This window comes from Arcicella sp. GW458-12-2-14-TSB2 (assembly GCF_059423785.1).
The window spans coordinates 1-22,840 of sequence record NZ_JBWKYN010000095.1 but is presented as its reverse complement, the minus strand read 5'-3'; the positions used below and the strand labels follow the sequence as shown (position 1 = coordinate 22,840).

The following is a 22,840-nucleotide window of genomic DNA, read 5'->3' as shown; positions in this document are numbered from 1 at the left end:
ACTTAAGTCCCTCGCTAAAGATTGAAGTGTTATTTATTTTTTATTTTGTTAACCATTCTCATCCGTTTTTTGTGTGCTACAGACCACGAGTGAAAAATCTTTTCTATTAGCAGGTGACTTAAGTCACCTGCTAATAGAAAAGATTAGGACTTAACTTTTATTTCAGACTAGCGAATCAATCGCCTTCGCTAACTTATAGTCTTTTTCAGTCACAATATCTCCTTTATCGTGCGTATTCAATTCAATACTTACTTTATTATAAACATTCGTCCAAAAAGGGTGATGATTTTGTTTTTCAGCCAATAACGCCACCCTAGTCATAAAGGCAAAAGCTGCTGAAAAGTCATCGAAAAGAAAACTTCTTTTCAATTTATTATCTTCTTCTATCCACATAACAAAATTGTTTAAAAATGTGTGAAGCATTCAAAATACCTGAATACATTGTAAAAGTACAATAGTTTGGGCATTTTACCAGAATTGAGGAAGGATTAGGGAGATTTAGAGAGTAGGAGGGCGTATTATTTGGGTAAAATTGATATAATTATGCTTTCGGACGCTTAGGACGAATGCAATTCGTCCCTACCTGAAATAGTGATAAAATCATAAATGTTTAGCCATTTGAGATATGTTAATAAGTGGTATTTTAGTATGATATCTCTCATTGATTTTTTTAATCGTTTCGTTGGCGATTACTGCACTACCAATAGCGGTGGGGTGTATTCCATCTTCCGAAAAAAAATTGCCATTGGGAAATGAAGGGTCAATAAACAAACCGTCCTCAGTATAGTATTTGCCTGCTAAAATCGTTTTATAAAGACTGTACATATCAACCATAGGTAGGTTATACTGTTTGGCGAAATATTCGGTTGTATTGGTGTTTAATACATCTTTGATGATGATACGGAATTGCTTGGCTTCATCGGCAGAAATTACATCTTCATCCAATAAAACGCTTTTTTTATTACTTACAAATGCCTTTTTTATGCCATCGGTAGGAATTAATAGCGCACTGTCGCTCAATGCTTGCCCAGTTGTATTGTTTTTAAGCATCAATTGACTTGCTCGATATAAATGAAAGTATGGGAAATCAAGAAAATCAGGCATATTGTATAACACCATTTTTAGCCCAACTTTTTTGTAGTCTCGAATAAATTGGCTTTTGGGGTAAAAGTATCCTTCATGTAACCTATTCTGAATGTTAAAATTTTGAGTATAACATGCCCAACCTATCCATGAATCTAGGTCTTCAAAGTGAAGTAAAAGGTGTGTTTTTTTGGGGATTTTGTAGGCGAAATAGTGGAATGGAGTTTCGTCTGTTCCTTTATCAGAATAAAACCGAAATAGATAACTGAAATACTGTTCTTTGCCTTTAGGATAATAAAAATAGCTGTTTAATGAATCCGAATTGGTTCCAGGACCTTCTGGCCAAGATATATTATCTACATAGGTTCCCTTGAAGGGCGTTAATCTGAGTGGCGTCTGAGAAACAATGGCGGTTTGGTTGGTTACTTTTTTCCAAGATGGCAGACTAGCTTTTCGGTCATAGATTAGATAACCGCTTCCATTGCCTTGTTCTTTTTCAAATAAGGGAGAGATAAATGACCGAAGCTGCATCTGATATGCAATCAGTTGTGGGATAGATGTCATTTGCCCTTCTCTGTACAATCCTCCATTTCGGCTACCAGATGGAAACGAGCCACCAAGTGCGACCATTCTAATTGCTGAGGTATCACCCTTTTCCCGAAGTGGCTCAATATCAGGTGCGAAAGCTACAGGAGGTAGTTCAATGTCGTCTTTGACGGGTAAAGATATCTCTTCTGTGATAATCGAAACAGGTATTTCCTCTGTTATGACCGAATCAGGTCTGCATGCAGAAAGAATGGATATGATAAGTAATGAGTATAGAATCTTGGGTTTCATTGAGGTTATATTTTTGTCCTTTTGAACATATCGAAAAGTAAAATCTTTGATAATTACTGTTTAATAACTTTCAAATCAGTGAAATAACCTTCTGTGCCAACATCTACAAATAGGCCTAAGGCACCACTGATATTTTCACCAAGTTTTAAGTCGTTTACTATCAACGAGGGTTGTTTGTTATCGTTTAAAAACAGCTTTGCTTGCTTGCCTTTCACTATAATCTTGAGCGTTATCCATTCATTCAAGCCCATATCTGCATAGGATTCATACATTTCGGGACTCTCTTTTCTGAGTCGTGAAAACTTGAAGTCGGGAAAGGAAAAGTATTGGATAGAGTGATTACGGCGTACTTGGTCGTCGGTTCTGCCATTGGTAGGACGTATATAGATACATTCAAATTTTGAGTTGTCTTCATTGGCTCTGAATGCTACGCCGATGAATCCACGAGCGGTAGGAGTAGCTTTCTTCTCTAATCGGCTCAATACCTTTACTTCAATGATGCCATCTTTAAAATCAACATCTTTGATTCGCACAAAAGTAGCTTCATCAGCTGCCATGATGGTGGAATCTTTGATAACCTTGACAACATCTTTACCCTGAAATTTTTCCAGAGACATATATACTTTGTTGGCCAAAAGATTGTTTGGAGTTAGTTTAACTTTTTGTGCATAAAGTCCTTTTGGAAGAATAAAAATACTGATGAGTAAGAAAAATTGGAATATTTTCATTGGCTGAGATTCAGTTTATAAAAAACGATGAGATACCCAGTTTTTCTTGGTATCTCATCGTTTTCAATATCAAATATAACTTTATTTTGATTTTTATTTGCTACTTATTGATAATTTTCAAGTGTTTGGAATACTTTATAATTTTTCAGTGGCTTCAGCCAAAGTAACAGGCTTGCCCAATGCACCAAATTCGTGTAAATCACCAAAAACTTCTATTCGGATAGACTGGTCTAAACCGCCCACACGCAAAGGCACAAAGCCATTATCAAGAATCAGTTGCTCAATCGTCGCATTGATACTGTTATCATCCGTAGCATAAAACAATACCGAAGCAGGTTGCTGATGGGCTGCATTGGATAGCGAAGCTGCACCTAATGTACCTAATGCTTTAGCCAAAATTGCTCCTTTGGGCAAAGCAGAGCCATTGATTTGTCCTGCCGACTCGTTTTCGCCAATGATTTTATCAAAGCCTCCTTTGTCGTTGGGAGCAATCGGGTTAGATGGGTCAACGATGATTTTTCCCGCCAATATTCCTTCATGCTGACTGAACAATTCTTTGATGGTGCTAAACCAAACCGCCATAATAATGATGTCGGCTTCTTGGATAGCCTTGTCGATTTCCATGGCTTGTGCTAAACTGCCTAATTGTTCTGCAAGGTTTTCAGCCTTCGTGATGTCTTTAGTGGCTAATATTACAGGGCGATTTCCCGCCACAAGGTTTTGGGCTACTACTTGGCCAATATTACCAAGTCCGATAATTGCTACTTTGGGTTTTGTTGTATTTTCCATTGCTCTAATTTGCTTTAGTTGAATAACAGTACAAAGTTGCAGGGAATGGGCTACGCCAGCCTATAAACTATCGTAAGAAATAGCCTTAAGATAGTTTAAGGGTAGGGGCTATTTTGTGGCTAAATCTTTACGGATTTTACTGAGGAATTCGGGTGTAATGCCCAGATAAGAAGCGATTTGCGTGTTCGGTAAACGTAAGGCTAGGGTAGGGTATTGCTCCAAAAAGGTTAAATAACGTTCCTGAGCGGTTGAACTAATATTTTGCAATACATGATTTTGTAATTCAACATACTTGTTTTCGATAATTACCTTAAAGATCCTATCGAGCTTAGGAATAGAAAGGTATAAAAAGTATAAATCGCTTTTCTCGATTTGTATTATTACTGAAGGCTCGATGGCTTCAAGAAATAACTTGCTTGGTTTGCTAGAATGAAAGCTACCAATGTCAGTAATCCAGTCGTTTTCAGCCGCAAATTGAATATTGTGTTCGGTGCCTTTGTTATCTATTCCATACATTTTGAAACAGCCTTTTACCACAAAGGTATAATGTTTGCAGACGAAGCCTTCTTGCAAAATCATCTGTCTACGCTTGATGTTACGTATGATAGTTTTTGATACTATTAGCTGTTGTTCTTCTTCAGTAAAAGGAAGATAAGTTAAAAAATAGTCAATCAATAATTGTGTTTCCAAACTTTTAAACGATTAGTCCTAGATGTTACGAACTTACACATTTTACTTTGTTTTTTTACTGACGGTGAATTTATTTCATTAGGGATGGTATTTTCGGACGCTTCGGACGAATGCAATTCCGTCCCTACTTGTGACAGGGATTGCTTTCTACTAACAGAACATTTTATGCTTAGATATTTGTTTACAAATTTTTAAATAATTTACTTTTTTTGTAAATTTATATAAAATAAAATATTGATGTATTTGCTTAATAGGAGGGTAGAACCACCAATGCCAGTTGAAGCCATTATTGAGCCTATATTAGCTGGTGATATAAAAAAGTTAACTAAAAAGGACTTTCTATTTAACTGGAAAGACTTTGCGGACACTGACCTTTGGAAATTACGAATAGTGGATAGTAAAGAAATATTAGGTGTAATGTCTCTAACGTATTATCCAATAGAATATCGCATAGAAATCAACTTAATTACTAGTCGAAGTAATAACGTTGGCTCTAACAAACAGTATGATCGGATTGCTGGTTGTTTAATTAGCTGGGCATGTAGACTAGCAGTAAAACAGTATGGTTATCTGGCTTGTATATCCTTAAAGCCAAAAACTAAATTAGTAAAATATTATCAAGATAAGTATGGTATGCTGAATGGAGGACAACAACTATATCTAGAAGGCAAATCTCTCTATACTCTCATACAAACATATATAGATTATGAACTTTGACACAATAGCTCCCGAAGAAATAGTAGAAGGCTTTATGTTGCCAGCCCAAATGACTAATGAGCAGAAACTAAAAGCTAATAAACAATTAGCAATCATTCGTCAAGGAAGAATAGCAGGGTTATCTGAGAAAGAAAAACTATATGGACAACTACTTCAATTGAAAATCCTCATAGAAGATTATATTAAGCAAGATGTATTTGACCCTACAAAAAACTTTGCTTATTTCCTTAAATTATATATTGAGATTCAGCATAAAAAAAAGAATGAAGTAGCTTCTGAGCTTGATATTCATAAAACCAAACTTAGTCAATTACTTTCTGGCAATAGAGAGCCTTCAGAAGACCTTTTTATTCGATTAGAATTTCACTCAAATCAGTTTATCCCTGCTCGTGATTGGTTTCGTCTTTCTGTAAAACAACAGGAGTATTCTATAATGACGAATGTTTCATTAAGAAATAAAGAACAAAAGCATGTGACAGGTCACCTTCAATTAGAATTTTAAGCTTAATATTGGATATCTTCGCAATTGCCTGTGATAGAGAAAGTGTTTTCAATAGCCTTTAAACGAAGGCTCTATTATTTCATAGAATAATGTCTAATCTGTTGTAGTAACACAGTATGGACGTATGGCATACGTCCTCATCGTCAAAATGACTCATAGTACCACTTATTAATTTTGTGCTAATGGCTAATTAATTGGAAGCCCTGCCTGAAGTTAATTTTTATTTCGAGGATACCCAATCTAACAATAAATGTAAAAGCTATCCTCTGCTCTCCATCACATTATCAACACTAAACGAATAATTATCACACTGACTTAATAACAAAATCGCTCCTGCCGACGTCCATACAAAATAATCTAAGGATGGTTTTATGCCAAAACTAATCGACATCATCAAACCAAATGATACTAATAGCGTTACAGCAGCTAGTGACGCTAATTTGGTCGTGTATCCAATTAATAAAAAGATAGGAATAATAATTTCAAGGACAGTAGCTATTACTGCAAATATATTTCCTAACGGAGTAGCTACTAACGAATTAATGCTATTGGAATAATCGACGAAGTTTTGCCAGTTGCCCCAATTGGCATATAGCTCCCCACAAACCAAAACGGTAAGCTACAGCCGATAGAAATGAAAATGAAATGGGAATTCTTAGAAATAACTCTGAGTATAAAACCTTGTTAGATTGTATGGTATAATTTTTTAGTATAAAGTAACGTATAAAACCAAGAGACGTAAACTTTGACAAACTTAAGTAGGTTTAATGAAAACTGTATCTAAGCAATGATTAATTATTTTTTAATCATCATAATGCTTAATTATCAATTACTTAGTGTATTTTATCATTTGTTACTCCACATACTAAAACTCTTCAAAAAATTTAAAAGACATGAAAAACTCCATCTTAACATTAATGATAGCGGCTGGTATTGCCTTTGGGTCATGTAAGTGTGATTTAAATGCAAAGCAAGAGACAGGAATAAAAACGGATAGTTTACCCCCTGTGGAGACTAATGCTGCCAATTCAAATTATAAGCCTGCTTTTGCAGGACAGACCAGAATAAAAGGAGTAAAGACAACTACGAGCTACGAAAGTAAGATACTAACCACATCACTCCAGAGTCCGTGGGGAATAACTAGCTTGCCCGACGGAAGATTATTAATAACAGAAAAGGCTGGCACTATGCGTATCGTTACTACAGATGGGCAAGTGAGCCAGACTATCACAGGTATTCCGACGGTAAATGCCAGCGGACAGGGTGGTTTATTAGGCGTTCGTATTGACCCCAACTTTGCTACCAATAGAATGGTGTATTGGGTGTTTTCGCAACCCAATCCTGATGGCAACCTGACGGCGGTGGGTAAAGGGAAATTATCTGCCAATGAAAAAACCATAGAATCGCCAACGGTTATTTATCGAGCTACCCCTGCCTATAATGGTACATTGCATTATGGTGGTAGAATCGTCTTTGATCAGGCGGGTAATTTATTGGTTAGCACAGGCGAGCGTTCGGATTTAGTAACTCGTCCACAAGCACAGGCCTTAAATTCAGGGCTGGGCAAGATTATTAGAATTACGAAAGATGGTACAGAGCCATCAGGAAATCCCTTTGTAGGTCAAGTAGGTGCTAGAACTGAATTATATGCTTATGGTTTTCGTAATCCACAGGGTTTGGCTATTCATCCCGTTACGGGAGAGTTGTGGGAAAGTGAGCATGGGCCTCGAGGTGGCGACGAAATCAATCGAGTTCGGGCTGGTGCTAATTATGGTTGGCCAACTATCACTTATGGCATTGAATATAGCGGAGAAAAAGTAGGGAGTGGTATTCAACAACAATCAGGACTTGAACAACCCATTTATTATTGGGATCCTGTTGTTTCGCCTAGTGGTATTACTTTCTATAGTAGCGACCGCATTCCTGAATGGAAAAACAACCTTTTTGTAGGTGCATTAAGCGGAATGCACATTGTAAGGCTAGTCATTGAAAACAATAAAGTAGTGGGCGAAGAGCGACTATTAGCTAGCGAATCACAACGTTTTAGAGATATAACACAGGGAACAGACGGAGCTTTATATGCTATTACCGACCAAGGAAGGCTATATCGGATTGATAAGAAATAATTGATTTACGATTGATATAAGTAGTTTTTCTATTTTATTCCCATTGCCAAGTAAGGGACTCAAGTCTCTCACTTAGCAATGGGAATTTTTATGCACTTTGAAATATCTTGAAGTGCTAAGTGTATTGTTTATGGATGAGTTGTTGGCAAAAAATATTGTACAAGACATGATAGAAATAGGAGTAAAACGTTGGTTTTTTATCAGTTCAGTAACTATTGATGATAGCACTCTAAAGTCAGTGTTGAATGAAGCCTTATGGAAAAGCAGTTGATGTAATAGAAGAACTAGCATTAGCTTAGGCATCAATAAACCCAATTCATGATAAGCTTCTTAAAAGTATTTGTAGTCAACATCAAGTTATCATAGAGGTTGTTTGTCGTGTATAAAAGCTGTTGGTCTAAATTAAGTTTGTTTTTCTTCATTATGCTTTGGCATTCTCTACTTTTACGTAAAAGAATTGAATACTCCTTCTCTTTGAACCAAAGCAATACGCGTGGCAGAGATTAGGTTAATAGAAAAGATAAGAAAGGTGTTAAAGCCTTCATCAATATAATCAATTGAAAACACATGTAAAATTGTGTTTTTGATTGAAAAGAAGAAAGGTTTGCTGTTTTACGGCAAGCCTGTTCTATAAAGAAGGGTTTTGTTGATTTTGCCTGTCCTAAAGGCTTTCTAAACGCTACTATTATTAATGAATTATTTATCATTATTCTTATACTTTCTATACTTTTACATACCTATAATTGGTAATGATTGATGAACGAGCGATTTAATACAATCCGATTTAACCTTATTTTTTGGACACTCTATTTTTTATACGAGTGGCTGGGAATGGGTGCAGCCACTGACCAATATTATGTCTATTTTATCAAAGCTTGTACTTCCGTACCCATTGCCTTTGTGGTGTCCTGCTTATCTGTTCATTATCTGTTTAGTAACTTCTATTTATCGGATAAAAAAACAACTTTTTGGTTGGGGCAAATCGTAGTAGCCGTAGTGTTTGTGATGCTCAAAAGATACATCAATTATCATTATTTGTACCAGATGTATTATCCCCAAGGGACATTAAAGCCTTTGATTTTCTTTCCAAAAATAATCATAGAGTTTGTAAATCTTTACTTGATTGTTTTTTTGTATGGAACGTTCTTCTTTATACGTAGCTGGTACCATCAGCGACAAACCTTGATTGAACTTAAACAAGAAAAAACAGCGGCCGAACTAGAATTGCTGAAATCGCAAGTACAGCCACATTTTATCTTTAATATGCTGAATAATATCTATTCAGGGGCTTTTAAAAAGAGTCCTGAAACGGCTCAGCAAATATTGAAGTTGTCAAATTTTATAGAATATAGCCTTTATGATTCTAAAAAAGAAAAGGTTACCCTGACAGAAGAACTAGAATATATTCAGAATTATATTGCATTACAAAAAATTAGGTTTGGAGATAAACTTGATGTTTCCTTCAATGTGTACAATGCCATCGAGGGCATACAAATTCCGCCTTTGTTGTTGTTGCCAATCATCGAAAATTGTTTTAAACATGGCGTGAACAAGTCTATCAATGCGTCGTGGATACGTGTAGATATTGAGAAAAAGGATAATGAACTTGTTGTTAAGGTAGAAAATAGTATTGAAGAGGAGATTGAAGAGATGGCGAGTCAGAATGGAGGATTAGGGCTGAACAATGTGAAAAGACGCTTGGAAATTTTGTATCCGAGTGTGCATGAATTTAAAACGTATCGAGAAAAAAATAGCTTTTTAGTCGTACTAAAACTACAAATCAATAGATGAATCGTTGTTTAATTATTGATGATGAGCTTCCTGCACGCCAGCTAATTCAAACTTACCTTGAGGCATTGCCCGATTTTGAGGTAGTAAAAATGTTCGATAATGCGCTCGATGGTTTTGTTTATTTACAAAACAACACGGTTGATTTATTGTTTTTAGATATTCAAATGCCTAGAATGACTGGCTTGGAATTGCTAAAATCGTTGCAGAAACATCCCAAGGTAATCTTGACAACGGCTTTTAGAGAATACGCCGCCGAAGGGTTTGATTTAGATGTATTTGATTATTTAGTAAAGCCCATCAGTCAAGAAAGGTTTTTGAAAGCCATTTCAAAATATTTATATTTCAGAGAGCTTACTCAGCAAAATGTGCTAGAGGTTTCAACGTTTGAGGATGCTTATATTTTTTTGAAAGTAAATAAAGAACAAAAAAAAGTATATTTAAATGAAATTCTTTATATCGAAGGACTGAAAGATTATATCAAAGTTTTTACGACACAGGGGAGGTTCGTTGTCTATGAACGCTTGCGGTATATGGAAGCAAAATTGCCCGAATCAAAGTTTGTACGCTTGCATAAATCCTACATTGTGGCAATCGATAAGATAAGTGCTTTTTCAAGTGAATTTGTAAAAGTGCAAGAATATGAAATACCTGTTGGAAGAATTTACAAGCAATCGTTTTTGAACAAGATTTCAGTCGGAGGGTAGTTGTGAGTTAGTGAATTGTGAGTTAGTGATTGAGTGAATTAGTGATTGAGTGATTTTTTTTAATTATGTATTAATTACTATTGTTAAAAAATCACTCAATCACCACTCACTCAATCGCTCAATTACTAACTCACAACCCACTAACTCACAATTAAAAAATCACTCAATCACTAACTCGCTCAATCACTCACTAACGACCACTAACTCACAACTATATGAGGTACGAATTAAGGAAAATAATAACAGCCTATCAACAAATTAATTTTGCTGAACGTCGACTAGCCCTAGCTACCGTTGTAAAACTACATGGGTCAGGGTATCGTCGTCCAGGAGCAAAAATGCTCATCGTAGACAATGGTACGTGGTTTGGGGCAGTCAGCGGAGGATGTTTAGAAGGTGATGTATTACGCAAAGCCCGTCAGGTAATGCAAGATGGCATACCCAGAATAGTAGTTTATGATACCATGGACGACTCCCAAAATGCCTTTGGCATTGGGCTAGGATGCAACGGAATTATTGACATTTTGATAGAACCGCTCGTTCCTGAGGATTCATCAAACTTAATAGAGATTTTAGCCCACTATGTGCAGAACACCGAGACCATTCAATATGCCACAGTAATAGCAACGCAATCGCCCGAAACCATGCCTATTGGCAAACGTTTTGCCGTTAATAACCAGTTAGCAGCTTATTTCCCTATGATACCCTTTCAACTCTTAATAGAAGAAGGCCTCATAGAACATACAGACTGTACCCTGTTTTATGAAACAATTAAGCCCGATATACAATTGCTAGTAGTTGGTGCGGGCTACGATGCCGTACCTTTGGTAAGTTTAGCCCAACAAGTAGGACTGACGATTACGGTAACAGACGATTGTATTGCACATATTACCCCAAAGCGTTTTCATGAAGCTAGCTGTTTGGTATATAGCAGAAGAACAGATTTTGTAGAAAAACTACCTGTCAATAAATATACTGCGGCAGTACTGCTTTCGCATAATTATGGCTATGATAAAGATGCCCTTACTTATTTAATCGGTACAGAAGTGGCGTACATCGGCATATTAGGTCCTAAAAAAAGAGGACAGATGATGTTAGATGAATTAAATATTCAAGATGAAGATGTACTGAGTAAGATTCATTATCCCGTAGGCTTAGACATCGGTGCAGAAACGCCTGAGGAGGTCGCACTCTCAATTATCGCCGAAATCAAAGCATTTTTTGCCAAAAGAGAAGGTGGGAAGCTAATTCATCGGAAGCAGGGGATTCATTGATTGAAAGGCTATTGGTAGTCGGCTTTCGGATTTCTGTTGTTAATGCTCTTCGCCTTGTAATCTTCGACTTTTTCTAAAAGGCAAGTAGTGAATGCTAAATTGAAGTTTATATGTTTCTATTAGCTGGTGACTTAAGTCACCAGCTAATAGAAAGCTATGCTTTGATTATCCTCTCGATAGTAACCTACTTCTTATACTTCAACACTCTACCATCTTTAATAACCCCTTTCCAATTAAGTCCAAAACCAAAATTATAGGTATTTCCGTTGGCGTCTTTATAACAGGTTAAGTCATAAGGTACGTCTTCGGCTTGTTTTTCTACTGTTTGCATATTGGCAGGCATTTGCATAGGCAATAACGCCGAGGGCTCAGATTTACCAACAATGGTTTCAATAATCGCTTGGTCTTGTACACCAAAACTCAATAAAATCGCCGATGCAGAAGCCTCTATTTCCGAGAATACCATTGGATTAGTAGTACTTACCGATACTATCACGGGCTTATCTTTCATTAATATTTTGGTATTGTTCACCAATGCAGCATCTGTAACGTTAGCAGTTTTGGCCATTTTACCTTTATAAGAACGGTTCGTGAAATTTTCCATCGGGTCGCCACCAGCTATACTCGTCTCACGTGCTTCTGTGGCGGTATAATCGAAGTATTGCAAACTAATCGGGATATAGCCGTTGCCACCGTTTTTCAAATCCTCTTTGTCATAGCCAATTGTAGCCTTTGGATTTTCGATGAAAACTAAGGCAAAATCTGCTTCTTTAGGATTGTCAGTTACATTAAAATGCTTTTTCACAATGTCCATATTGACTGGATAGTCTTCTGATGAAGGCGTTTCCATACCTAAGAAATTACGACTAGCAGGTACAAAGCGTTTAGGTACATATACCGTTTTTCTAGTAGTAATAGGCAGTGTTTTTGCAGTGTTTTTAAGCATCACAATAGACTTCAACTGTGCTTCATATCCAGCTTTCATATAAGCAGGTTTTCCCACAATCGCTTTAGTTTCTGCTGGGTTCAAGTATGGATTTTCAAATACACCTACTCTGAAAATATTCTTCAACAATCTCACTGCTGATTGCTCCATACGGGCTCTCATTTTGGCCTCACCATGTTCTTTGATACCCATTTGGTATGCTTCTAACACGGGCTTCATGTCGTTGTTACCTCCAAATTGGTCTACACCCGCCATCAATACCTTATAGTGTCTTTCGGCTAGACTAAGACCTTCTACTCCCCACGACTTGCCATCAATAAATACGTCCATCGCCTTATGGTCGCCCGTCACAAGCCAGTCGGTACATACCACACCATCGTATCCGTATTTGGTTCTCAACAAATCAGAGATGATATATTTATTGTAATTGTTAGCTACATTCTCATGGTTTTTCTTGTCCTGATTCCATGAAATAGTATAGTATGGCATCACCGCCGAAGCCATCTTCGTTTGTCCTTTTAGCTTAAATGCTCCTTGGGTAAAAGGAATCAAGTGTTCTTCAAAATTATTACCGGGATACACCGCAAATTTACCATTAGCATAGTGTGCATCACGACCAGCTTCGCCAGCACCACCGCCAGGCCAGTGTTTTACCATCGCATTGACACTTTTCATGCCCCAAGCAGTTGACTGAAAGCCATCACAATAGGCTTGTCCCATTGCTGCGGAAAGCCAAGGACTTTCGCCAAAAGTACCATTAAAACGTGCCCAACGGGGTTCTGTAGCAATATCTACCTGTGGCGATAGTGCCGTAGTAATGCCTAAAGCACGGTATTCGGCAGCGGCAATTTTACCAAAAGTCTCTGTCAATGCAGGGTTGAAAGTAGCTGCCATACCCAATGAACTTGGCCACATAGAAATCTCACCACCTGATGCTGCATCATACTCGGCTTTTGCTCTAGTGCCATGTCGAGGGTCGGTGCTATTATTAGCAGGAATCCCTAAGCCAACACTTTCACAAAAGGCTTGCATTTTGTTGTTCCATTGTGCTGCAATCTCAGGTGATTTTACCGTCGTAATCAACACATGGCGAAGGTTATCTTCGGCTAAAAACTTCTTTTGTTGGTCGGTTAACTCTGAAGGGTCTGTTTCACCTTCTTGATAAGCTTTACCATTATATGTACCAGCAAAGTAACCCCCAGAACGTGCAGGAATAGATTGATGTGAAGAATAAAGCATCAAACCTGCAATCTGTTCGATGCTTAATTTAGAGGCCAAGTCTTTAGCACGAACATCACTCGATAAACGCCAGTCTTCATACTTATCTAGCTTGCCATTTTTATTCAAATCCTTAAAGGCAAAGCCATCAACCGTTAATATTTTCGTACCCACCGCTGGCGAATAGCCTATACTTTGTCCCCCTTGATTTTTAATGATATTAAAACCCGCCATTGGGCTTTCCGACCATTTTTTTTGTGCGGTTGCAGTTGAAATCAGCCCTAATACAAGCCCACCTGCAAGTATTGTTTTTTTCATAGAATGTTTTGGAATAAATTGACAAACATTATTTAATCATTTTGATACAATAATGCTTATTTTTTTTCTAACGTCCTATAAGAAATGCTTAAAATTTACTTTTTTGTTGATTAAATATGAAAAATTTACTTTTTAGTGTAGTTTTCTGTGTTTTTTCGTATTCAGATAACAAATAAACACCAAGCAGTTGGTGCTTAAAATGTAAGCATTGGAATCCTTAGTTAATAAGGTGGAAGATGTGGCAAGCTAATATGCTGAGCAATGTGAAATATGCTGACCAACTTGGGTGATTATCAAAATTCAATAACTATAACAAAATGTTTTTCAAGTAATTAAATAGCAATATTTATAAAAAAAGTTATTTTTGTTAGATACTATTTTCTAACACGATAAAGCTATAACTATGCAAGAAGGCGACCTATTAACCTACAACAACAAGCCCCTCAAACTCTTTGGACTAGACTATACAGAAATGGTATATGTAGAAAAAGGCAGTTTTATGATGGGGGATAATAATTCTAAAGATAAAAATGAAAAACCTGAAATTGAAATAACTTTCAACGCTGGCTTTTACATAGGGAAATATGTAGTTACCCAAGAACTTTATAAATTAGTGATGAATAAGAACCCATCTTCTATTAAAGGTAAATGTCTCGCAGTAGGAACATCACATAATGCTATTTGTCAAGGTGAGAACAGTTTTTTAAACAAATTAAACGCTAAAATCAAAGACGATTACCCCGCTTTAAAAGGAAGGTTTGCTTTACCCAGTGAAGCCCAATGGGAATATGCCGCTCGTGGGGGTAAAGCGTGGAATAAACCTAAGTTAGCTTATGCTGGTAGCCATAATATCAACGATGTAGGATGGTATGTTGAAAACTCTGACGGCGAAATGAAGCCCGTAGGTCTCAAAGAGCCCAATGCCTTGGGGCTATATGATATGAGTGGATATATATTGGAATGGTGTGCAGATTGGTATGAAGACGACCTCAGCAATATACCAAAAGATGGGAGAGAGGTCACTAAAAAAGGTAATTCTCGGATTTTGCGTGGCGGCTTTTGGAGCTATCAAGCAGAGAATTGCCGAGTAGCTTTTCGCAGCTGCAACCGCCCACGGCATCGTTTTGACAACTATGGGTTTCGGTTAGTGTTCTTTCAAGTTTAAACCAAGAAATTTATCTTTTGTTGAGCAAACCGAAAAGAGTGAAATGAATGGATGAGTAGCGACTGAAGCGGAGCGGAGGAAGCACGAAGGAATGAACGTAACGATAATACAATCGGCGAAGCCGAAAAAAATAAAAACTCTTTACTAATCTCTACTGATGGAAATTGATTTTAAGCCTTTTATAAATAAATATAGATTCACTTTGTTAGAGAATGATACTAATGCTAATATGATTCCTACCAGAGTCCACACAAATGGAAACTTCTATTTATTGAAAACCCTAAAAGGTATTGAATACTTGGGCATCTATGTTAATCATAGTGATTTAGCTGAAAATCAGCTAGAACAACTTATCAAGGAGGTTAAGGCGTTAAAATTACCCTTGCATACCTTTTTTTGTAATTTCAGTAATTTAACTTCTTTAAACGTAGAGGAAAATGAATTTACTACCCTAACTTTTGTAAACCTTTCCTACAATAACAAACTCACAAAGGTTGAAATTCAAAATAGCAATAGCCTAGCAACTGTAATTGCGTGTAATTGTGAACAACTGACAGAGGTAATTGTTTCAGGTGGAGGAAATTCAATCAAAAAAATTGATGTTTCAACCTGTAAGCTACAAAAGTTAAGCTTACCAACAACACTACCACAAATCAGAGAGATATTGATTCAAAAAAATCAATTAACGTCTTTTGAGTTTTTGACATTTATAAAGAATGATACCACATTCGATATTTCAAGATTAATTTGGTTTGGCAATGCTTTTCCTGAAACATTCACTAACACGCTTCGACGAAAGGATATAAATGCTTTAAAATCCTTTTTTATAGAGCCACAAATAACAGTCTTTCGCAAAAAGCTTATTCTTTTAGGCAATACCCAAGCGGGCAAAACCAGCTTATGCGATATATTAAAAAATGAAGATTTAGCAGATGGCACCAGTACCCATGGCGTAAACGTGAGTAGATATGAACTTGGCGAAAATCGCTTTGTTCAAATATATGACTTCGGAGGGCAGGATTTCTACCACAATGCACATCTGCCTTTTTATACCATGAATACCCATTACCTTTTAGTGTATGGTAATTCGCAGGAAGATAAATATGCTACAGTTCCAGCCCATGGTGGCGCTGGAGAAGATGATACCTTTCCAATGTCTTATTGGCTTAGCAGTGTAAAGTCAAACTTAAAACTAGCTGAAAATACGACCAATACCCTACAAGAATTCAAGAATAGAGATGTGCAGCTTTCACTCCTAGAAAACCTAAGAGCAGGCACACCCAAAAGACTTTTGAACGAAATGGAATTACAGCAAAAGTATGGTGTTACTGCATTTCATAGCTTTCAATTAAGAAATGAAGGTGGTGCTAAATTAAAAGAATCAGATCAAAAAAAAATCAAAGATACGCTTCACCAATGGCTTGATACTAGCTTAAAAGAAGACTCGCTTCCTTTGAGAATTAAAAAATGGGGAGATAGGCTTGTCGAAGAAAAATGGGAAGCGATTACGCCAAAAAGTGAATTTCCTAATTTAAGTGAAGCAGATTTTAAGCTATTGCATGATAGCTATGCTTTGCATGTATGTGAAGAATATGATGGCAAACCACTTTCTAATGCTCTCAAGGATTCTGTTATTGTCAATCTAGGCACTTTTACCAAATGGATTTATGCTATTTTGAACTTGAGCCTGAAAAATGAGGAGAAAGGTGTTTTTGACGAAACTAAAGCCAAAGCCTATTTAGAAAAAGCTCACAAAAAAGCTACTTTAGAAAATGATACAACTTTTGAAGGGGCAACCGACCATGTCAATTTTATGTTGGCATTCTTGAAATATTACAAGATGATATTCAGCATTAAAGGTTCTGGGAAAAACTATTTAGTACCTCAATATTTACCTAAACCAGAAGAAAATAATACCACCGATGTTGTATTGCTCAAGCTATTCGATAAACCTTTTGTCAAATACATTTTTACAGGGTTTTATCATACCCAAATCTTAACGGCTATCATTGCCAATTTTTTTGAAAAAAATAAAGACCCCAAGATAGATGTACAAGTAGCAAAAAATAGAATTGGTGGAGTTTATCAATACCTGATATGGAAAAATAAGGTCATTCTATATTTAAGTAAAGACGAAAAGCTAGACCCTAATGATTTTCTGTTAGTAGAATTCAAAATTGAAGAAGATAAAAATCAGCAACAACAGCCCATGCTTGTGCTATCTGAAATGGGGCATAGTTCTCTTAAAAATGTTTACAAACAGTTAGAATATGTCATTAAATTTATTGAAAGCCAATTAGTAGATTATCAGAAGCTGGTAAAAACCCCTAATGGCACCTACATATCGGCAGACTTATTTAAAGATGATAATCGTTTTGGCAATGGTAATCAGAGTGATTTAATATATGACAAAGACAATAAATGTTTTTATCGCAAAGGTGATTTCCCTTTATTTTTTAACCCTAAAGACGTCCAAATGAAGAAGATTTTTATCTCGTATTCCAAAAGTGATGAAAAGTACAAAAATGAATTAAAACAGCATTTTTACCCTTTAAAACGCCAGAGTAAAATTGATACCTTTGACGATTCAGACTTAGGTTTTGGCGAATGGAATACCGAAATACTCCGCAAAATAGAAGAATGCGACATCTTTATCTGTCTTATCAGTGTACATTTTTTAAATACCGACTATATTATCAACACCGAAGTTCCCCACGCTATTAAACACGGTAAAGTAATTATTCCCATAAAAATACGAGAATGTGATTGGTATGACTTTGGCATAGAAGATGAAAATGGAGAAGTCACCTCAACATTAGGGAAGTATAATGCATCGCTAAAAGATAAGACCATTACCCTTTTTGATGATAAAAATGATTATGTTGATAAACGAATTAATACTCCCGAAGAACGTGATGCCGTTTGGACAAATTTAGTACAACAGTTTAAAAAGAAAGCATTGAATGAGTAAGCATACATAGTAGCATCAAAGAGATTTTAAACTTTGCGGGGGTAAATACTCCGACGTTAGTCGATGTTGTTTGCTATTTTAAAATGATTTAGCCATTCCATTTTTTGGGGGAAATTCCCTGCTTTGTCTTTTTTAATAAATATTGCTTTTTGGCTTCTGTCTATTAATAGGGTGTCTGGTATGAAGTCGTTGTCATAAGGTTTTTTCTCAAAAACAATTGTATCTCCATAAAATTTATATTTCCCGTGAAAAACTTCATGATAAAAAAACATTCCATTGACTTCATTTTCACAATTTCCATTTTCTCTGAATACTAAAGTATAATGATAGAGGTCGTCTTTCAGGGTCGCTGTCAAAATCTTTTTTGATTTGAATAACTCCGATTGATACACATTTAATAATATAATCGAGAATATTAATAATCCGTGAGCGACCACTTTAATCTTATTGGCGTTCATTCCTCGCCTGCTGGTAGCAACAATTGTTTCAAAAAAGGAAAAAATATAAAGTATGATGATTGGAATAATGAGTAGTCCATACGATAGTAGATGAATAATCATACCTCCAAAGAATTCCGTTATCATCCAGCAGAAAATTCCTAAGGTAGATATTATTGCAATGGTATTAAAAACACTGTTTCGAGTCATGTGTAGACTAAGATTTTACGATACTGATAAAGAAACTCATGAGGCAATAATGTTATCTTACTATTAGCTGGTGACTTAAGTCGCTAGCTAATAGTAAGATAGAATGAGCTGGATTTATGACTTAGGTTGATCAGCCGTGAAAGGCTGATTATAATACCTTCTACCTGTTGTTTTATACAACGCATTAGCGACTGCTCCAAACACGGGAGGGAAGGGAGGCTCGCCAAGTCCAGTGGGGTCAAGGTCATTCTTAACAAAATGCACATCCACTTTTTTAGGGGCTTCGTTATGACGAATAATGCGGTAATTATTGAAATTGCTTTGTTCTGCCGCGCCGTCTTTGTGGGTTAATGCTCCATAAAAAGCATTTCCGATGCCATCTACTACAGCACCCTGCACCATATTGCTTGCTGCGTCTGGGTTTACTACAATACCGCAGTCAATGGCACTAGTTACTTGTTCAACATAAGGTTCGCCATTTCGTTCTATCATATCCACCACGTGTGCGGCATACGAATTATGACAAAAATAAGCAGCGACGCCCCTCTTTTTGTTATTGTTTTCAGGGTTACCCCACTTAGATTTTTCTCTTACCAATTCCAAAACCCCTGCATATCTATCCGCATCATATTCATTATTTTTACCTACAGGATTTTCCTTAGCACGTTTTAATAATTCAAGACGGAAAGCAATAGGATCTTTTCCCATAGCTTCTGCCACTTCATCTAAAAACGACTGTTCGGCTGCTGCATTAAAATTAGAACGAGGTGCACGGAATGCACCAATCGTAATATTGGAAGGAATCTCCCAACCTTCAGCTAAGTAATTATCCACTGCACCAGCAGGAAAACGATTTGCATGAACAGGGTGTTCAGGAATGCCTCCGCCTTTAACATGAAAACCAATCAGGTTTTTATTGGCATCTAAAGCCGCACGATAGGTAGCCGTGTACATCGGGCGATAGATTCCATAAGTCATATCATCCTCGCGGGTATAAATCAATTTGATAGGCGCTTTTATTTTCTGAGAAATGCGAGCGGCCTCATATACATATTGACCATACGCTCTCCGTCCAAAACCTCCACCCATGCGGGTCATTTGAATTTCAATCTTGTCAGCAGGGAGGTTTAAAATTTTTGAAAGCGTAGGCTCTACCCAACCCGGTGCTTGTAATGGACCGGCTACTACGGCTTTATCTGCTGAAACATGTGCGAAGAAATTCATCGGTTCCATGCAGTTGTGTGCCAAAAATGGCGCATTATAAGTGCGTTCGATAACCTGAGCGGCGTTTTTGAAAGCAGTTTCTGGGTCGCCATCTTTCCTTAATTGCTGGGCTGGCTTTTTAGCATATTCAGCCATTAATTCCATTTGACCACTTGTGGTTTCCAATCTGCCCGGAACTGTTACTTCTCTTTTTCCACCCCGCCCCATCATCGTATCCTTTACATCACCAGTAGGCTCCCACTGTATTGTTAGTTTCTTGCGAGCATTCATTACTTCCCAAGTAGAATTGCCCACAACAACCAACAAATCGTTAAATGTACGGGTATCAAAACCACCCTGTTCGAAACCATCATCATATAATTTGAAGCTAAAAACATGTTTAATACCTGGCATTTTTAGGGCTTGAGTAGCATCAAAAGATTTTAATTTCATGCCAAAGGCAGGAGGGTGCTGAATCATGGCAATCAACATACCTTCCACACGATAATCCATTCCGAAAAGCGGTTTGCCCGTTACTACTTTTAAGCCTTCCGTATTTTTCTTTGAATTCCTTACAATCGAAAAATCTTTAGGGGCTTTCAACTTAACGTCTTTCGGTACAGGGATGGTGGCGGCTTTGTTGGCTATTTCACCATATTTTGCCGATTTTCCGCTTGAATGAGATAAAACGCCTGCTTTTGTCGTGATTTCTGTAGCAGGAACGCCCCACGTTTGAGCCGCCGCTTCGATAAGCATTTGTCTGGCTGATGCCCCTGCATTTCTCAATGGTTTCCAGTACATCCTCACTGAATTACTGCCACCTGTGAATTGTGGTCCTAGTTTTACATTATCATGCGGCCCCATTTCTACTACTACATTCTTCCAATCTACGTCCAATTCCTCTGCCACCATCATGGGTAATGAAGTCATTACATTCTGACCGAATTCAGGATTCGGACACATGATTTTGACGATATTGTCGGGCGTAATCTTGATATATCCATTGAGTTCACTCCATTGTTCGGGCAAATTCATTAAAGCTATTTTGTCTGCCGACTTAAAACTCGACAGCCAAGTAAAGCTCAGCATCAATCCACCGCCTGTAAGAGCGGAAGATTTTAAAAATGAACGACGGCTTTGTGTGTTATTATTTTCCATGTTGATATTTTCTTGCTATTGCTTTACAGATTTAATTGCTTCCTTAATACGTAAATAAGTTCCGCAACGACAAATATTACCACTCATGGAAGCATCTATTTCTTCATCTGAAGGGTTAGGATTCTCTTTTAATAAAGCGGCCGCACTCATCATTTGTCCTGCCTGACAGTAGCCACATTGAGCCACATCGTGCTCGAGCCATGCTTTTTGTACAGGGTGAGTACCATTCGCAGACAAGCCTTCGATAGTAGTGATGGCTTGCTTGCCAACTGCTGATACAGGCATACTACAAGAACGAATAGCAGTTCCATTCAAATGAACTGTACAAGCCCCACACATGGCCATGCCACAACCAAATTTGGTACCGGGTAGATTAAGGTGGTCTCGTAAAACCCAAAGCATAGGAGTTGACGGGTCAACATCTACATGTTGTATTTTCCCGTTTATTTTTAGTGAGTATTTTGCCATAGTATTAAGTAGCTACTTTATTGAGAATTGAACGAAATTATATAAATAAAACAGTAATAAATAATGTTTTTCAAATAGAATCTTATGAATTTCAAACATAGCCTTGGTTAGCTACAAATTATGGGTAAAGGGCTGATTGTAAAAACGCTACCAATGCCAAAAGGCGGTTTACCTGTAATGATTTTAGGTAAATCAACAATGCGTTGACTTCTGTCGATCATCTTAAAGCCCTTGATGTTTCCATATTGATATATTAACTATACTTGAGTGTGGTAAAACTAATTACCATCAAAAATATCTTTTTGTTTGAACAAGTAGATGCATTAATGATAATTTTAGACCAACGTCTGTGTATTCCCACAAACTACAAGCAAGAAGGAAGTTGTTGAAAAATAATAAGGGTGTATTTTTGTGTTTAGTATAGTAGGACTATTTATAAATTTAAAGAATCAATAAAATGATAAATAATGTAGATTTAATTAAGCCTTTGTTACAATTTGAAGAAGAAGGTGATTTTATTACCGTATTAGTACTAAAAAGAAAAAAAGATTTTATTGAGGAATATGCTAAACACCAATCTGTTAGAACGATTAAGTCTTATACCTTTTATGCTATAAAAGATTTGGAGGAAAGATATGAGGAAATAAAAATGTTGTGTGAAGTATTTAAAGCGAGGGGTTATATTAACTTTAATACTAGAAATGATAAAAATGTAGCATTGAAAATGATTGCTAAATTAGTCAGCAATATAGAATCTGGAAATAATAGAAGTAAATATGTATATGATAGTGTTATTGGTGAAATGCCTTCTAAACAAAAGCGATGGGTTATCGATGTTGATAAAGAAGAATTACAACATATTGAATTTATTAGAAAGACCATTAATGATATAGAGCCCGAAGGAGACAAGATTATTACTGCTATTCCTACCTTAAATGGAGTACATTTAATAACCAAGCCTTTTAGATTAGATACTTTTAAGACGTTGTGTGGAAATAATAATTTTAATGTAGATGTTCAAAAGAATAATCCTACACTATTGTATATTCCAGATAGTTTAATAGAGGACAAATGATAGAAGTAGAGTTTAACAAGAAGTATATAAATTATAGTTAGAGTAAATAGCATCACGCTAAATATCTACCTTTGTTTTAGTTTGATCAAGGACAAAAATAGCAATTAATAATGACTAATAACGAACTGCTAAATCGAGTTGTAACCCTTAAAATGAGAAATGGGGTATATTTTAAAGGGATTTTGTTGGGTTTAGGGTCAAAATGGGCATTACTGAAATATATTTCTGGTGACTTTGTTACGGATGGTTATGTGTTGATAAATACAAACTATATTTCAACATTTGATATATCAGAAAAAGATATTTTTACTGAAAAAATCATCAAACTAAAGCAAATTAACCTTGATTTAGGCTATGAATTTGACTTAGAAGTAACAAATAAAGTATTTGATGTATTGAAAGAAAACAGAGTGCTGATAGGGATAGAACT

21 protein-coding genes are annotated in these 22,840 nt (G+C 36.5%); 11 read left to right on the top strand and 10 right to left on the bottom strand.

Going from position 1 to position 22,840, the window contains the following annotated elements; all coding sequences use genetic code 11:
- Positions 1 to 162: 162 nt before the first annotated feature.
- The 5 genes from AC07XN_RS14485 to AC07XN_RS14465 form a co-directional block, all read right to left on the bottom strand.
- Entirely contained in the window at positions 163 to 393 is a 231-nt protein-coding gene (locus AC07XN_RS14485) for a 4a-hydroxytetrahydrobiopterin dehydratase (protein ID WP_494743593.1), read from the bottom strand.
- 207 nt (positions 394 to 600) lie between these two features.
- Positions 601 to 1,920, bottom strand: coding sequence for a hypothetical protein (locus tag AC07XN_RS14480; RefSeq protein WP_494743592.1), 1,320 nt, complete (start codon positions 1,918 to 1,920; stop codon positions 601 to 603).
- A gap of 53 nt (positions 1,921 to 1,973) precedes the next feature.
- The gene (locus AC07XN_RS14475) at positions 1,974 to 2,648 is read right to left on the bottom strand and encodes a 3-keto-alpha-glucoside-1,2-lyase-like domain-containing protein (RefSeq protein ID WP_309921460.1); all 675 of its coding nucleotides are present in this window, start codon (positions 2,646 to 2,648) and stop codon (positions 1,974 to 1,976) included.
- A gap of 135 nt (positions 2,649 to 2,783) precedes the next feature.
- On the bottom strand, positions 2,784 to 3,437 hold the full coding sequence (locus tag AC07XN_RS14470) for an NADPH-dependent F420 reductase (RefSeq protein WP_494743591.1): 654 nt from the start codon (positions 3,435 to 3,437) through the stop codon (positions 2,784 to 2,786).
- A gap of 108 nt (positions 3,438 to 3,545) precedes the next feature.
- Positions 3,546 to 4,127: a Crp/Fnr family transcriptional regulator gene (locus AC07XN_RS14465; RefSeq protein ID WP_494743590.1), complete on the bottom strand. Its 582-nt coding sequence runs from the start codon at positions 4,125 to 4,127 to the stop codon at positions 3,546 to 3,548.
- Between the two features lie 270 nt (positions 4,128 to 4,397).
- Here AC07XN_RS14465 and AC07XN_RS14460 point away from each other — a divergent pair, with 270 nt between their 5' ends.
- On the top strand, positions 4,398 to 4,844 hold the full coding sequence (locus AC07XN_RS14460; RefSeq protein WP_494743589.1) for an N-acetyltransferase: 447 nt from the start codon (positions 4,398 to 4,400) through the stop codon (positions 4,842 to 4,844).
- Complete coding sequence (locus AC07XN_RS14455; RefSeq protein WP_494743588.1) at positions 4,834 to 5,346, top strand: helix-turn-helix domain-containing protein; 513 nt, start codon at positions 4,834 to 4,836, stop codon at positions 5,344 to 5,346. The genes AC07XN_RS14460 and AC07XN_RS14455 overlap by 11 nt, the downstream gene beginning before the upstream one ends.
- A 259-nt stretch (positions 5,347 to 5,605) precedes the next feature.
- Here AC07XN_RS14455 and AC07XN_RS14450 read toward each other — a convergent pair whose 3' ends face one another.
- A complete protein-coding gene (locus AC07XN_RS14450) occupies positions 5,606 to 5,956 on the bottom strand; it encodes a DoxX family membrane protein (RefSeq protein WP_494743587.1) in 351 nt (116 codons plus the stop codon).
- 283 nt (positions 5,957 to 6,239) lie between these two features.
- Here AC07XN_RS14450 and AC07XN_RS14445 point away from each other — a divergent pair, with 283 nt between their 5' ends.
- The 5 genes from AC07XN_RS14445 (at position 6,240) to AC07XN_RS14425 (ending at position 11,241) form a co-directional block, all read left to right on the top strand.
- Positions 6,240 to 7,472 (top strand): PQQ-dependent sugar dehydrogenase, encoded by a 1,233-nt coding sequence (locus tag AC07XN_RS14445; protein WP_494743586.1) that lies wholly within the window; start codon positions 6,240 to 6,242, stop codon positions 7,470 to 7,472.
- 97 nt (positions 7,473 to 7,569) lie between these two features.
- The gene (locus AC07XN_RS14440) at positions 7,570 to 7,743 is read left to right on the top strand and encodes a hypothetical protein (RefSeq protein ID WP_323253517.1); all 174 of its coding nucleotides are present in this window, start codon (positions 7,570 to 7,572) and stop codon (positions 7,741 to 7,743) included.
- A gap of 485 nt (positions 7,744 to 8,228) precedes the next feature.
- On the top strand, positions 8,229 to 9,263 hold the full coding sequence (locus AC07XN_RS14435) for a sensor histidine kinase (RefSeq protein WP_494743585.1): 1,035 nt from the start codon (positions 8,229 to 8,231) through the stop codon (positions 9,261 to 9,263).
- On the top strand, positions 9,260 to 9,967 hold the full coding sequence (locus AC07XN_RS14430) for a LytR/AlgR family response regulator transcription factor (RefSeq protein WP_494743584.1): 708 nt from the start codon (positions 9,260 to 9,262) through the stop codon (positions 9,965 to 9,967). The genes AC07XN_RS14435 and AC07XN_RS14430 overlap by 4 nt, the downstream gene beginning before the upstream one ends.
- A 215-nt stretch (positions 9,968 to 10,182) precedes the next feature.
- Entirely contained in the window at positions 10,183 to 11,241 is a 1,059-nt protein-coding gene (locus AC07XN_RS14425; RefSeq protein ID WP_494743583.1) for an XdhC family protein, read from the top strand.
- Positions 11,242 to 11,425: 184 nt separating this feature from the next.
- On the opposite strand, the gene AC07XN_RS14420 is transcribed toward AC07XN_RS14425, so the two are convergent.
- Entirely contained in the window at positions 11,426 to 13,723 is a 2,298-nt protein-coding gene (locus AC07XN_RS14420; protein ID WP_494743582.1) for a glycoside hydrolase family 3 protein, read from the bottom strand.
- 403 nt (positions 13,724 to 14,126) lie between these two features.
- Here AC07XN_RS14420 and AC07XN_RS14415 point away from each other — a divergent pair, with 403 nt between their 5' ends.
- Positions 14,127 to 14,888: a formylglycine-generating enzyme family protein gene (locus AC07XN_RS14415; RefSeq protein ID WP_494743581.1), complete on the top strand. Its 762-nt coding sequence runs from the start codon at positions 14,127 to 14,129 to the stop codon at positions 14,886 to 14,888.
- Positions 14,889 to 15,045: 157 nt separating this feature from the next.
- Positions 15,046 to 17,859 (top strand): TIR domain-containing protein, encoded by a 2,814-nt coding sequence (locus tag AC07XN_RS14410; protein ID WP_494743580.1) that lies wholly within the window; start codon positions 15,046 to 15,048, stop codon positions 17,857 to 17,859.
- A gap of 56 nt (positions 17,860 to 17,915) precedes the next feature.
- Here AC07XN_RS14410 and AC07XN_RS14405 read toward each other — a convergent pair whose 3' ends face one another.
- The 3 genes from AC07XN_RS14405 to AC07XN_RS14395 form a co-directional block, all read right to left on the bottom strand.
- Entirely contained in the window at positions 17,916 to 18,506 is a 591-nt protein-coding gene (locus AC07XN_RS14405; protein WP_494743579.1) for a hypothetical protein, read from the bottom strand.
- Between the two features lie 114 nt (positions 18,507 to 18,620).
- Positions 18,621 to 20,867: a xanthine dehydrogenase family protein molybdopterin-binding subunit gene (locus AC07XN_RS14400; protein ID WP_494743578.1), complete on the bottom strand. Its 2,247-nt coding sequence runs from the start codon at positions 20,865 to 20,867 to the stop codon at positions 18,621 to 18,623.
- Between the two features lie 15 nt (positions 20,868 to 20,882).
- Positions 20,883 to 21,335 carry a (2Fe-2S)-binding protein gene (locus AC07XN_RS14395; protein WP_494743577.1) on the bottom strand — a complete coding sequence of 151 codons (453 nt, stop codon included), beginning with the start codon at positions 21,333 to 21,335 and terminating at the stop codon, positions 20,883 to 20,885.
- Positions 21,336 to 21,792: 457 nt separating this feature from the next.
- Between AC07XN_RS14395 and AC07XN_RS14390 the strand changes: the two genes are divergently transcribed.
- Together AC07XN_RS14390 and AC07XN_RS14385 are read left to right on the top strand one after the other, a co-directional pair.
- The gene (locus tag AC07XN_RS14390) at positions 21,793 to 22,410 is read left to right on the top strand and encodes a hypothetical protein (protein ID WP_494743576.1); all 618 of its coding nucleotides are present in this window, start codon (positions 21,793 to 21,795) and stop codon (positions 22,408 to 22,410) included.
- A 110-nt stretch (positions 22,411 to 22,520) separates the two neighbouring features.
- Positions 22,521 to 22,840: hypothetical protein (locus tag AC07XN_RS14385; RefSeq protein WP_494743575.1), on the top strand; the 320-nt coding region annotated here is incomplete at its 3' end.